Source organism: Pseudoduganella rivuli (assembly GCF_009674485.1).
GTDB lineage: Bacteria > Pseudomonadota > Gammaproteobacteria > Burkholderiales > Burkholderiaceae_D > Rugamonas > Rugamonas rivuli_B.
The window spans coordinates 286,138-299,270 of record NZ_WKJJ01000007.1 but is presented as its reverse complement, the minus strand read 5'-3'; the positions used below and the strand labels follow the sequence as shown (position 1 = coordinate 299,270).

General features: G+C 64.1%; 11 protein-coding genes. 3 read left to right on the top strand and 8 right to left on the bottom strand.

Annotated features, from left to right (window positions below; genetic code table 11):
- Window positions 1–179: 179 nt before the first annotated feature.
- Together GJ700_RS13430 and GJ700_RS13425 are read right to left on the bottom strand one after the other, a co-directional pair.
- Window positions 180–719: a hypothetical protein gene (locus tag GJ700_RS13430; RefSeq protein WP_154374514.1), complete on the bottom strand. Its 540-nt coding sequence runs from the start codon at window positions 717–719 to the stop codon at window positions 180–182.
- An 11-nt stretch (window positions 720–730) separates the two neighbouring features.
- Window positions 731–1,300 carry a thymidine kinase gene (locus tag GJ700_RS13425; protein WP_154374512.1) on the bottom strand — a complete coding sequence of 190 codons (570 nt, stop codon included), beginning with the start codon at window positions 1,298–1,300 and terminating at the stop codon, window positions 731–733.
- Between the two features lie 197 nt (window positions 1,301–1,497).
- Between GJ700_RS13425 and GJ700_RS13420 the strand changes: the two genes are divergently transcribed.
- On the top strand, window positions 1,498–2,871 hold the full coding sequence (locus GJ700_RS13420) for a pyridoxal-phosphate dependent enzyme (protein ID WP_154374510.1): 1,374 nt from the start codon (window positions 1,498–1,500) through the stop codon (window positions 2,869–2,871).
- Window positions 2,872–4,044, top strand: a complete 1,173-nt coding sequence (locus tag GJ700_RS13415) for a trans-sulfuration enzyme family protein (protein WP_154374508.1) — start codon at window positions 2,872–2,874, stop codon at window positions 4,042–4,044. It begins immediately after the preceding gene.
- Between the two features lie 53 nt (window positions 4,045–4,097).
- Here the strand turns inward: GJ700_RS13415 and GJ700_RS13410 are convergent, their stop codons facing one another.
- The 3 genes from GJ700_RS13410 to GJ700_RS13400 all read right to left on the bottom strand — a co-directional run bounded on the left by GJ700_RS13410 (window position 4,098) and on the right by GJ700_RS13400 (window position 8,758).
- A complete protein-coding gene (locus GJ700_RS13410) occupies window positions 4,098–5,564 on the bottom strand; it encodes a hypothetical protein (RefSeq protein WP_154374506.1) in 1,467 nt (488 codons plus the stop codon).
- A 68-nt stretch (window positions 5,565–5,632) separates the two neighbouring features.
- Window positions 5,633–7,861, bottom strand: coding sequence for an acylase (locus tag GJ700_RS13405; RefSeq protein ID WP_154374504.1), 2,229 nt, complete (start codon window positions 7,859–7,861; stop codon window positions 5,633–5,635).
- Between the two features lie 51 nt (window positions 7,862–7,912).
- Entirely contained in the window at window positions 7,913–8,758 is an 846-nt protein-coding gene (locus GJ700_RS13400; RefSeq protein WP_154374502.1) for a hypothetical protein, read from the bottom strand.
- A 98-nt stretch (window positions 8,759–8,856) separates the two neighbouring features.
- Between GJ700_RS13400 and GJ700_RS13395 the strand changes: the two genes are divergently transcribed.
- The gene (locus GJ700_RS13395; protein WP_154374500.1) at window positions 8,857–9,561 is read left to right on the top strand and encodes a hypothetical protein; all 705 of its coding nucleotides are present in this window, start codon (window positions 8,857–8,859) and stop codon (window positions 9,559–9,561) included.
- Between the two features lie 120 nt (window positions 9,562–9,681).
- On the opposite strand, the gene GJ700_RS13390 is transcribed toward GJ700_RS13395, so the two are convergent.
- From GJ700_RS13390 to xylB, 3 genes are read right to left on the bottom strand one after another with little or no spacing between them, the layout of a single operon-like run.
- On the bottom strand, window positions 9,682–11,466 hold the full coding sequence (locus GJ700_RS13390) for an IlvD/Edd family dehydratase (protein ID WP_154374498.1): 1,785 nt from the start codon (window positions 11,464–11,466) through the stop codon (window positions 9,682–9,684).
- A gap of 1 nt (window position 11,467) precedes the next feature.
- A complete protein-coding gene (locus GJ700_RS13385; RefSeq protein ID WP_154374496.1) occupies window positions 11,468–12,343 on the bottom strand; it encodes an SMP-30/gluconolactonase/LRE family protein in 876 nt (291 codons plus the stop codon).
- A 2-nt stretch (window positions 12,344–12,345) separates the two neighbouring features.
- On the bottom strand, window positions 12,346–13,131 hold the full coding sequence (xylB, locus tag GJ700_RS13380; RefSeq protein ID WP_154374650.1) for a D-xylose 1-dehydrogenase: 786 nt from the start codon (window positions 13,129–13,131) through the stop codon (window positions 12,346–12,348).
- Window positions 13,132–13,133: the final 2 nt, after the last annotated feature.

The window sequence follows — 13,133 nt, the reverse complement described above, 5'->3', positions numbered from 1 at the left end:
CGTACATTAAGACTGAAACTTTTCATGGAACCGGCGCACTGTATATGGGCCGGCGCTTCGGCTTATTCTACAGCGCGTATAGCGGCAGCGCAGCCTATTTCCCCCTGGAATACGGGCTGAAACCTTAAGGCTGGATTAAAGTTGGCAGACAGTCAGTCCGCCAGGGCAGGCTTGGGCGGCTATAGCCGCCAATAACGCAGCGCGGCCCATACCAGGGCGCCAATCAACAGGTAGGGCCAGGAGCGCAGGGAAATCTTCCAGTCGGCTGCCGATGGCCAGCAGGCAAGGAATTGCGGCGCCACGGCAAACGCCAGCAACAAGTCGATGCCTTCGAACTGCCAGCCGGGCCGGGTACGCCACAGCGCCACCAGCAGCGGCACGCCGGCCACGAGGAATGGCGCCAGCGCGGCGGGCGCCGCGTTATACCAGCGCACCCGCGTCAGGCTGACGGAACCCAGTTGCCAGCCGCCCGCCATGCGGCGCGGCATGACGGAAAACGCGGCAGGCCGCGCATACGTGACCAGGCCGACAAAGAAATGCGCCAGTTCATGGCAAATCGTGCCGGCCAGCCGGAACAGCAGGAAAAATGGATGCCAGGCCGCCAGTCGCTGGATCACCAGCGCCAGCATGAAGGAAGGCGCCAGGTACAGCAGCATGTCGAACACCGCGCCCCGGTACTGGCAGATCCAGGCGGGGGCGATGACGTTGCAATCGGGCATGATGAAGAGAATTACTCGGAATAAAAACAGCGCCCGCACGCCTGGCGGTAGCGCTCATTGCCGCCAATGCTGATTTGCTCGCCGTCGCGGATGCGTTTGCCGTGTTCATCCACGCGGATATTCATTGTGGCTTTTTTGCCGCACGTGCAAATGTTCTTGATTTCCTCGATGTCATCGGCCAGCCCCAGCAAGTAGGCCGAACCGGGAAATGGTTCTCCACGGAAATCCGTGCGCAACCCATACGTGATCACGGGAATGCCCCGCACCTGTGCCAGCTTGTGCAATTGCTGGACTTGCACGGTGGACAGGAATTGCGCTTCGTCGACCAGCACGCAGGCGACTTTCTGGTCCACCACGTTGAGAAAATCCGTCGCGGCGTCAAACACTTCGGTGGCCCTCTGCGGCCCCAGGCGCGACGTCACGTGGCCCACGCCATAGCGGTCGTCGATCGCGGCGGTAAATAACCGCACGGCCTGGCCTTGTTCTTCGTAGTTGTGCGCGACCTGCAACATTGCGGTCGACTTGCCGGCATTCATTGCCGAGTAACGGAAATAGAGCTTAGCCACTTCAATACCAATCATGCTGCGTTCATGACGCGGATTATACGGCGCGGGTGTTGAAAAAGGCGCATACTTTTCCCGTCCTGTGCATAAAATGCATATACAAATTTATTAAGATTCGTTCCCGAAGTGAACCGTGCGGCTGAAAATCCGCGTTTTTCACGGGCCTGGCTGCCGGCACAACCGGCGGTGCGGGTCCCCTTGCAAAGGAGAACGCCATGAACACTCCCAAAGAGGCTGCCCTGTTCAGCCTGATCGGCGACACCCCGCTGATCGAAGTCACCCGGCTGGACACCGGTCCGTGCCGCCTGTTCCTGAAACTTGAATCGCAAAACCCGGGCGGCTCCATCAAGGACCGCATCGGCCGCGCCATGATCGAGGCCGCGGAGCGCGATGGCCGCCTGAAGCCGGGCGGCACCATCATTGAAGCGACCGCCGGCAACACGGGCCTGGGCCTGGCGCTGGTGGGCCGCATCAAGGGCTACCGCGTGGTGCTGGTGGTGCCGGACAAGATGTCGACGGAAAAAGTGCTGCATTTGAAGGCGCTGGGCGCCGAAGTACACATGACCCGCTCGGACGTCGGCAAGGGGCACCCGGAGTATTACCAGGACTATGCGGCGCGCCTGGCCAGTGAGATACCCGGCGCGTTTTACGCCGACCAGTTCAACAACCCCGCCAACCCGGCCGCCCATGAAACCACGACGGCGCCGGAAATCTGGGAACAAATGCAGCACGACGTGGACGCCATCGTGGTCGGTGTCGGCTCCTCCGGCACCTTGACGGGCCTGACGCGCTTCTTCCGCAAGGTCCAGCCGGAACTGGAATTCGTGCTGGCCGACCCCAAGGGCTCGATCCTGGCCGAATACATCGACACGGGCAAGGTCAACGACACCAGCGGTTCGTGGGCGGTGGAAGGCATCGGCGAAGACTTCATTCCTTCGATCGCCGACATGAAGTCCGTGCACAAGGCATACACCATCACGGACCAGGAAAGTTTTGAAAGCGCCCGCGCACTGCTGCAGGCCGAAGGCATCCTGGGCGGCTCGTCGACCGGCACCCTGCTGGCCGCCGCCCTCAAATACTGCCGCGAGCAGACCGAAGCCAAGCGCGTGGTGACCTTCGTCGTCGATACGGGGACGCGCTACCTGTCGAAGATGTACAACCACAACTGGCTGGTCGACCAGGGCCTGGTGCAGCGCCAGAAAACCGGCGACTTGCGCGACCTGATCGGCCGCCGCTATGACGAGGGCGACGTGGTCAGCGTGTCGCCGACCGATACGCTGCTGGTGGCGTTCAACCGCATGCGCACTGCCGACCTGGCGCAACTGCCCGTGCTGCAGGATGGCAAACTGGTGGGCATCATCGATGAATCGGACTTGCTGATGAAAGTCGACAACCATGCGGAACAGTTTTCCAGCCTGGTGGGCGCCACCATGACGTCGCGCCTGGAAACCCTGTCGCCGACGTCCAGCATCCAGGCGCTGCGCAGCACGCTGGACCGTGGCCTGACGGCCGTGGTGGCGGACGGCGCCACGTTCTATGGCTTGATCACCCGCTTTGATTTGCTCAACCACTTGAGAAAGACGCTGTAAATGACCAAGAAAAAAGCTGCGCTGGCCACCCGCGTCATCCACGGCGGCCAATCCCCGGACCCGTCCACCGGCGCCATCATGCCGCCGATTTACGCGACGTCCACCTTCGTGCAGGAAAGTCCCGGCGTGCACAAGGGCCTCGACTATGGCCGCTCGCACAATCCCACGCGCTGGGCCTTCGAGCGCTGCCTTGCCGACCTGGAAGGCGGTTCGCAGGGTTTTGCCTTCGCGTCCGGCCTGGCGGCAATTTCCACCGTGCTGGAACTGGCCGACGCCAACTCGCACATCATCGCTGGCGACGACATGTATGGCGGCAGCTATCGCCTGTTTGAACGGGTGCGCAAGCGCAGCGCCGGGCATACGTTTTCCTACGTGGATTTGACCAACCCGGAAAACCTGCTGGCCGCGCTGCGTCCCGACACGCGCATGGTGTGGGTGGAAACGCCGACCAACCCGATGCTGAAACTGGCGGACCTGGCCGCGATTGGCAAAATCTGCCGCGAGCGGGGCATCATCGCCGTAGCCGACAACACGTTTGCCAGCCCGCTGGTGCAGCGCCCGCTGGAACACGGCTTCGACATCGTCGTGCACTCGGCCACCAAATATTTGAACGGCCATTCGGACGTGATCGCCGGCGTGGCAGTGGTGGGCAATGAACCGCACCAGCAGGCGTGGCGCGAGCAATTGGGCTTCTTGCAAAACGCGGTCGGCGCCATCCTCGGCCCGTTCGACAGTTTCCTCGCGCTGCGGGGCGTGAAAACCCTGGCCGTGCGCATCGCCCGCCACAACGCCAGCGCGCTGGACCTCGCTCAATGGCTGGCGCACCAGCCGAAAGTCGCCAAGGTTTATTACCCGGGCCTGGAAACCCATCCGCAGCACGCGCTGGCCAAACGGCAAATGGACGGTTTCGGCGGCATCATTTCCATCACGCTCGACACCGACCTGGCCGGGGCGCGCCGCTTCCTGGAACGGTGCGAAGTGTTCGCGCTGGCGGAAAGCCTGGGCGGTGTGGAAAGCCTGATCGAGCACCCCGCCCTGATGACCCACGCGACGATTCCGCCGGAACAGCGCGCGGTGCTGGGCATCGGCGACGGCTTGATCCGGCTGTCGGTCGGGATCGAGGACGTGGAGGATTTGCGGGCGGATTTGCAGGCGGCGCTGGACGCGATTTAACGTTATCGGCACGACACGCGTGGAACCTGCCGTTCCACGCGCATTCCACTTACTCAGGTGCGCCGCCCATCGCCCTGCCCCGCCACACCAAACACCCGCCGCACGAACGCTTCCAGCGCTAAAAACACCCCTTCGACACCAAACCCCGCGATGAACGACAGCGCCGATCCACTCAAGGTCCAGCTGCTAGCCAGCGCCGCCCCCGCCCCGGACGACGAGCCGGAAGGATTCACGAACAAGCCGATACAAGCGCCGATGGTGGCGCCCAGCGCCAGTTGGCCCAGCGCCAGCGTGTAGTCACGCGGCATCAGCATGCTCTCGCGCAGCTTGGCCCACAGGTTGCGCACGGCGGCCGCGCCCGCGCCGAGAATGCCGTAGCACAGCGGCAGCACGGCGCAGCCGATGACGTGGGTCAGCACCCGCGCGGGTTCCTCATCGCCGCCATAGGGTCCGGCGAAATCCGGTATGCCGCCGGCGCGCTGCGGTGGCGCACCGGGCGACGGCTCGAACGTGACGAGGCGGTACAGCTTTTCCCACGGCTTGATCCACACGTGCAGGTTGCGCTGGGTGACGACCCGCTCGTTTTCCAGGCGTTCCTTGTCGGTGCAGAGTTGAAGCTCTTCGACGGTGCGGTATTTGCGCGGCGCGCTGGGAATGACGGGTTCGCAGAATTGCACCGGCGGCAACTCCACCGCCGCGGCCGGCCCCGCCTTGCTGCGGCGCGCCAGTTCATCGGCTGCTTCGGCGGACGATATTTTGCGCGCCAGTTCGCCTTGCTGGGTACGCAGCGTATCCAGGTGCGTCAACACCACGTTGCCCGCCGTGATATCCCACGACAGCACGCAAGTGAGCACCATCCACATGACGAGAAACAGCACGATGCGCCAGATACCCCGGTTGAAGTGCCCGGCCGGGCCGATCAGGCCGGGAAAGGCGGTGCGGGCCAGCGACATGCGCGTGGGCGGGCGGGTGAAGCCGCAGCCGGGGACGATCAAATCGCCATTCGTTGGCGCGGTAAACGGCGGGATCGGCGTCTGAGCCACGGCGCCATCCACAGCAGCGGCTCCCACTGCGCCCTGCGGCGTAATCGGCGGAGCCACAGACTTGGCACCGCCATGCGGCAAGGCACGCCACTCGCAGCGCCGTTTCCCCGGCCATCCCCACCGCCACAGACGGCGCCACCACCGCCGGTGCTGCCGGCGCGGATCTTCCTCCCCCACCACCAGCAACGTAAAGGCGATGGTCGCGCCGCTGGCGGGCCGGGCCAGCGCATTCAAGCGGTCTTTGGCCCGCAACAATGTCGTCGCTTGTTCCGCCGCGTCGGGACGGCTGCCGTTCGGCGGCCAGCCGATGGCGCAGACGGCGGCGCGCAATTGCTCGCCTTCCGCATCGAGCGGCTTGTCCCAGCGGCCGGAGATATGGTCGAGCAGCAGGTAGACTTCGGCCAGCTCGCGCACAAAGATGAAGTCGCGGATATCGAGCGGCCGCGTACCGCCGCGTTGGTCTTCCAGGGTTGCCATGGCGCGGTCCTCCTGTCCACAGCATGGCCCCGTGCTCATTCGCGCATTTGCGCCCCGTCAATCGCAGATTACTCGCCCGGATGGTAGCGCCGCTCGACGTGCTTATCGATGTCTTCAGGGTAAAACAGCACATCCTTGAACTCGCCACGGGCATACATTTCCGCCTGGTCGCTGAAGTGCGGCGATGCGGGATCGCCGCTCTGGCCGCCGGCCAGGATGCTTTTCGCGCGGACCCGCTTGCCGAATTCCACGGCCGCGACAAAGCTGTTGCCGCGCTCGCCATAAATCCGCTTGGTCTTTTGCGGCGACGTCATGCCATACGCGGCCAGCGCGCCCCAGTTACCCGACACATACGGCACGGGAATGCTGGGCTTGCTGTCATCGAACGGTTGCACGATGTCGCCCGTCAGCCGCTGGTACCGGTTGATTTCGCCCCATTGCGTCTGCCACGTGCCGAAATCCGCTGCCAGCTTTGCGCTGGCGCGCGCCATGGCAAACACCAGTTCCTGCGGCGCCAGCCGGGTCTCGATGAACACGGTCAACGGCATATCCAGCGCTTTCGCGGCCGGTTCGAACATTTTCTTCAAGTCTTCCAGCCAGAACACGCCCAGCGACGTCGGTACCGAGTTCAGCGCATAGCGCATGTCCCACCGTTTCAGCACGTGCACCTGCGGTGCGATGCCGGACTTCAGCGTATCGCCATCGGGCAGCGCTTCCCATGCCGCGAACAGTTTCGGCAACAGCGGCTCGAACGCGGGCAGCTGGTTGTCATAGGCCGCCGCGATCAGGCTGTCCAAGGTGAAGTCTTTTTTGTTTTCCAGAACCCGCACTGCGTGGATGCCGCGCGCATTTTCCGGGTACACGGACATGTACGCCGGATAGTCGGATTGTTTCGGGCTGTAGGCGCCCGCGGCGGAAAACGGCCAGTTATTCGTGTTCTGGATCCAGCCGTTGGCGGGGTTGAACAGCTGGATCGTCTCTGATACAGGGTGCAATCCCTTCCATGCGGTGTCCGGGTCGCTGCCATCGACCGGTTTGCGGTAATTGAAGCGCACATCGCGTATCGGCATGAAATTGCCGTGGAAATAAGCGATATTGCCGTCCGCATCCGCATACACGGTGTTGTTGGATGAATTGGTGCGCAAGTCCATCACCCGGCGGAACTGGGCGAAATTGCGGGCCTTGGTGCGCAGGTACGATTGCTGCAATGCCTTCAGCGGTTCGTTCATCAGGCTGACACTGATCCACTTGCCATCCGCTTCCCGCACCACGGGGCCGTGCACCGTGTAATACGCAGACACGGTTTTTTCCGCCATGCCGGACGCCGTGCGGTAAGGCAGCCGCACGGGCACGGCGCGCACGGGACGCTCTTCCTTGCCATAGCGGTAAGTCAGCTTGCCATCCTTGGCGCTGACGGTTTCCACGAATTCGTCGATCACGTCGCCGCCGCCGGACGTATGCATCCAGCCCAGCCGGTCGTTGAACCCCTGGTAAACGAAGAACTGGCCCCACGTGACGGCGCCATACGCATTCATGCCGTCTTCGCTGACCATGTGCACTTCGGGGCGGAAGTAAAACGACGTATGGGGATTGATCATCAGCAGCGCGTGGCCGGACTTGCTGATGGCCGGCGCGATGGCGAAGCCGTTGGAACCGGCAGGTTCCCTCTCCCGCTTCAGCAGCGCGTCCTGCGGCACCGGCGCTTTCGTGTAAAACCGTTCCAGCGCCTTGACGTCGATCGATTCGATGTCGCCGCCAATCGACCCTTCCGTGAAGCTCAGCGCCATCCACGGCTCGAAACGGGTAATCAGTTGCGGTTTGACTTGCGGATGCGTCAGCAGGTAATAATTCAAGCCGTCCGCGAAGGCATTCATCAATTGCTTCAGCCACGCGGGGCTGGCCGCATAGTGCGCTTTCAGGCTGTCCTCATCGATGAACAGCTTCATACGCAAGTCGCGGTAAATCTCGCTCTCGCCCTGCACTTCGGCCAGGCGACCCAGCGCATTGATGTAATTGAGTTCGATCCGGCGGAAGTCATCCTCCGCCTGCGCGTACAACAGCCCGAACACGGCGTCCGCATCCGTCTTGCCGAATACGTGGGGAATCCCCCACTTGTCGCGCACGATGGTGACGCGCTGCGCCAGCCCCCGCAGGCGCGCCGCCTCGGCCTTGCCGGCGGCCGCCGGTGCATGCACCCCGCTATGGCCGACACGGCCATCCTGCGCGGCGGCATGGGAAGAATAAACGGCAGCCAGCGCGCACAGCAGCACCGGGCCCAGTGTCGGCAGTTTCGCCATCAGACGGCTCCCTGGATCAGAACATGGCCGGCGCTGGCTGCCGGCCTGTCATTACGACGCGTCGACCAGCGACGCGATGCGTTCCCGCAGTTCCGCGTTTTCCGCGCGCAACTGGGCGTTACGCTCGGTCAGGCGGGCCACTTCGGCGCGCAGCAACTCCACTTCGGACAGCGATGCGGCCGGCGCGGCCAGCGCTTCCGCGCTGTCTTCCTTCGGCTGTTTGGCGGGACGGTTGGCGGCGCGCTGTTCGCGCACTTCCTTGGCGGCCTGTTGCAATTGCTTTTTACCGCCTGCGACCGCCAGCACTTGCTCTTCCTGCGGCAGCGACGCAACGGTGGCGGCGGCATTGATGGAAATGGTGCCGGCGCGGACCGCCTCCACCAGTTCCGGCGTGGCCTGCTTCTGGATTTTTTCGATCTGGCTGATGGTCGCGGTCGACAGCCGCGCCGCGCGCGCCACGTCTTCGCGCGACGTGCGCACCTTGGCGGGAACGGCCGCCTCTTCCGCCGCGGTCGGTTCCGGCGGCGCGATCTTTGCGTCTTCCTCGGCGTTTTGCGCGGCCGCCTCGGCCGAACGGGCTTCCAGGATATCCTTGCGGCGCAGCGCCAGGACGCCGCGCTGGAAATCCGTCACGCTGCGGCGGCCCAGGTGGTTGTCGATCATCCACAGCATGACGTCTTCCATGCTGCGGAATGTGGTGTTTTGCGTGACTTTGAACGGGATGCCGTGCTGCTGGCAGATGGCATAACGGTTATGGCCGTCCACCAGCACGTCGTTCCACAGCACCAGCGCATCGCGGCAGCCTTCGGCCAGGATGCTGCGTTCGAGCGCCGTATATTCCGCCTCGGTCAGTGGATCGATATAGGCGCGCAGGGTATCGTTGATTTGGATTTGCATAAATGTTCACAAAAAGCTGCGGCGGCAGTTGTCTAGATGAGCCGCCGGATGTCGACCGGCATGATACGACATTTGGCGGCCGGTGTTATGCTTCGCCCATGGAAAAATTGAACTCAGAGCTGGCCAGGCTGTACCTGCCCTCGGGCGCCGTCTCCGAGGACGCGTTGCAGGCGCACATGGCAGGCCTGGCGCCGCTGGCCCTGGCGGACGCGAATGGCGGCGTGCGCGCCGCCGCCCTGTCCTTCCCCGTCATGCGCGACCACGGCGAAGGCCACCACTGGAGCCGCCTGTGCGACGTGGCCAATGAATTGCAAACCCGGTTCGGCCTGCCCGCCCCCGCTGTCAGCGTGTCGGGCGACGACGGTTACTGTTTGTGGCTGTCGCTGGAACAGCCGGTTACCGAGGCGGAGATGCGGGCTTTGGTGGCGTCGCTGCGCGCCGCCGTGATGCCGGACATTCCAGCCGTGGACGCCGAGGTCCCGCTGCCGCCGTGCCAGCACCCGGACACGGAACGCTGGAGCGCGTTCATACACCCGGGCATGGGAGCGTCGTTCGCCGACGGGTCCGGACTGGAAATTGCGCCGCCGCTGGCCGGACAGGCGGCGTTCATTGAGGGATTGCACAGCATCTCCGCCGGGCAGTTTGCCGATTTGTGGGGACAGCTACGTGGTTCAGCGCCGGCACCCGCGCCGGTGCGCAGCGTTGCTCCGGCCGGATTGTTGCTGAAAGACGCCACGCTGGAAGAGATCGTGCAATACCTGCACTCAAAGAATATCGAACCGACGTTCCGCTTCCTCAAGTGAGACGTCACTCGGTAGGGCGGCTTTTACAAAGCCGCCAGCATGCGTCAACGCGACGCGTGCACGGCGGGTTCCGCTGCGCGGAAACCGCCCTACGTTGACACGGTGCGTCAGTGACTACCGTCAGTGGTTGTGCCGCGCCATGTTCTCCGCGACACCGCGATACGGCACCGCCAGTTCCATGCAGGCGCCGCTGGCCAGTTGCCCCACCGTCGCGCGGTACAGTTCCTGCCACGGCGTCTGGCTCGGCGGCACGGCCGGCACGCCGGCTTTCTTGCGTTCGGCCAGTTCCTCGTCGCTGACCAGCACATTGCAGCTGCCCTGGTTCAAGTCCACGCGCACGATGTCGCCCGTGCGCAGCCACGCCAGTCCGCCGCCCACGGCGCTTTCCGGCGACGCGTTCAGGATCGACGGGCTATCCGACGTGCCCGACTGGCGGCCATCGCCCAGGGTCGGCAAGTTCATCACGCCCCGCTTGATCAGCGCATCCGGCGGTTGCATGTTGACCACTTCGGCGGAACCGGGCCAGCCCACCGGCCCCGCGCCGCGGATGACGAGGATCGAATTTTCATCGATGCCCAGTTCCGGATCGTTGATGCGCTGGTGGTAATCGTCCGAGCTCTCGAACACGACCGCGCGGCATTCAAATACGTTTTCATGGCCTGGACGGCTCAGGTAGCGCGAGCGGAACTGTTCGGATATCACCGACGTCTTCATGATGGCAAAGTCGAACAGGTTGCCCTTCAAGACCATGAAACCGGCATGTTCGCGCAGCGGCGCGGCATACGGATACACCACTTCGCGGTCATTGGTTTCGCGGCCCGACAGGTTTTCCGCCATCGTGCGGCCCGTCACGGTCGGGCGGTTCGAGCGCAGTTTGCCCGCCTGTTCCAGCTCCCACATGATGGCGGGCACGCCGCCCGCGCGGTGGAAGCGCTCGCCGAGGAATTTGCCGGAAGGCTGCATGTTGAGCAGCAGCGGCACGTCGTGGCCGTACGCCATCCAGTCGTCCGGATGCAGTTCCGCCCCCGCGTGGCGCGCCATCGCCATGATGTGCGGCTGCGCATTGGTCGAGCCGCCGATCGCCGCGTTGACGACGATGGCGTCCAGGAACGCGTCGCGCGTCAGCATCTTCGATGGCCGCAAATCCTCATGCGCCATGGCGACGATGCGCTTGCCGGTTTCATAAGCCATCTGCCCCCGCTCGCGGTAGGGCGCGGGAATCGCCGAGCAGCCCGTCAGCGACATGCCCAGCGCCTCGGCCAGCGCATTCATCGTCGATGCCGTGCCCATGGTGTTGCAGTGGCCCGCCGACGGCGCCGACGCGGCGGCAATCTGCAGGAATTTTTCGTTATCGATCTGTCCCGCCGCCAGTTGCTTGCGGCCTTTCCAGATCGCCGCGCCGGAACCGACCAGTTCCCCGTCCATCCAGCCGTCCAGCATCGGACCGCCGGACAGCACGATGGCGGGAATGTCGACCGTGGCGGCCGCCATCAGCTGCGCCGGCGTGGTCTTGTCGCAGCCGGTGGTCAGCACCACCGCGTCGATCGGATAGCCGTGCAGGATTTCCACCAGTCCCATATACGCGAGGTTGCGGTCGATCGCGGCGGTCGGACGGCGGCAATTTTCAAACACGGGGTGCAAGGGAAATTCCATCGCGATGCCGCCGGCGTCCCGGATGCCGTCGCGCACGCGCTTGGCCAGTTCCAGGTGGATGCGGTTGCACGGGCTGATATCGCTGCCGCTTTGCGCGATGCCGATAATCGGGCGGCCCGAGCGCAATTCTTCCGGGGTGATGCCGTAATTCATGAAGCGCTCGAGGTACAGCGCCGTCATGTCGATGTGGTCGGGATTATCGAACCAGTCTTGCGAGCGGAATCGGCGCGCTGGCTTGTTATTGTCGGTCATGTCAGTGTTCTGCCAAAAAATGGTTTTGTGGAAGACCCGGCGCATCCGCGCGGAAGCGGAAAATGCCGCCGGCCAGCGGTTCGCGGCTCAATTCATCGATGGTCAGCCCTTTGCGGGCGGTGGTGACAAACACCGTACGCAAATCGGCGCCGCCGAACGTGATCTTGGTGATGTTCGAGCACGGCATCGGGATCGATCCAATCAGCGTGCCATCGGGCGCATAGCGGTCAATGCGGGCGCCACGGAACATCGACACCCACAGCGTGCCTTCCGCATCGATGGCGGTGCCGTCCGGGTGGCCCGGTGCGGCAGTGCGGATCAGCACGCGGCGGTTGGACAGCGTACCATCCGGCGCCAGGTCGAAGGCGTATATCTGCTTCGCCAGCGTGTCGGTGTGGTAAAACGTGCGGCCGTCGGGGCTGACGCACGGGCCATTGGTGATGATGTACGCGTCATCCTTTTGCTGCAGGCGCTTGCCATCCCACAGGTACAGCGCGCCGGTGGCGGCCTTTTCGCCGTTGTCCATGGTGCCGAACCACAGGCGTCCGGCCGTATCGATATAGCCATCGTTATTGCGGTTGCCCGGCATGTCCGCTTCCAGCGTGAACAGCGTTTGCAATTCGCCGCTGGCCGGATCGAAGCGCACCACCTTGCCCGGCAAGCCGCACAGCAGGCCGCCATCGATCATCGGCAGCGCAAAGCCCACCTGGTCCGGCAAGGTCCACGTGGTGCGCGCGCTGCCGTCTTCGGCGCAGCGGTGCACGGTATGGCCCTTGATGTCGACAAAATACAGCGCGCGCTGCTGCGCGTGCCAGAACGGCCCTTCAGCCAGTGTCGCGCCCAGCGGCCAGATACATTCCGGGATATGGCTGTTCATGCTCATGCGCCGTACCATCCCGCGTCGACGAAGTAATCGCGGCCCGAGCAGCGGCCCGCGTTATCGGAGGCGAGGAACAGCGCCAGCGCCGCCACGTCTTCCGGTTCCACCCGCTGCGGCAGGCATTGCGCGTTGAGGATTTGCTGTTCCGCTTCCGGCGAATACCACAGCGTCATTTGCCGTTCCGTGCGCACGGAACCGGGGATCACGCAATTGACGCGGATGCCGTCCGCGCCCAGGTCGCGCGCCAGTCCCCGTGTCAAGCCTTCGATCGCGGCCTTGGCCGTCATGTACAACGTCAGGTTGCCCAGCGCCAGGTACCACGAAATCGAACCGAAATTCAGGATCACGCCGGTGCCGGCCGCCTTCATGCCCGGCGCCACGGCTTGCGCGCAAAAGAATTGGTGGCGCAGGTTGACGGCCAGGCTGTCATCCCAGTATTGCGGCGACACTTCTTCCACCGTGTGGCGCTTGTCGTTGGCCGCGTTGTTCAGCAGCACCTGCACCGTGCCGATGTCCTGTTCGATCCGCGCCATCGTGGCCGCCAGCGCATCCAGGTCCGTCAAGTCGCACGGATAAAAGCGCGGCGCATGTTGAATGCCATCCTGGCCAACCCGCGCCGCCAGCGACGCTTCCAATGCGCGCGACGCTTCCACCGCGATATCAACGAACGCCACCTGCGCGCCCTGGCGCACGAAGGCCTCGACCAAGGTGGCGCCAATACCCGTGCCGCCGCCCGTGATCAGGACGCGCTGGCCGGCCAGGCTGGGATAGGTCGCGTACGCCATCG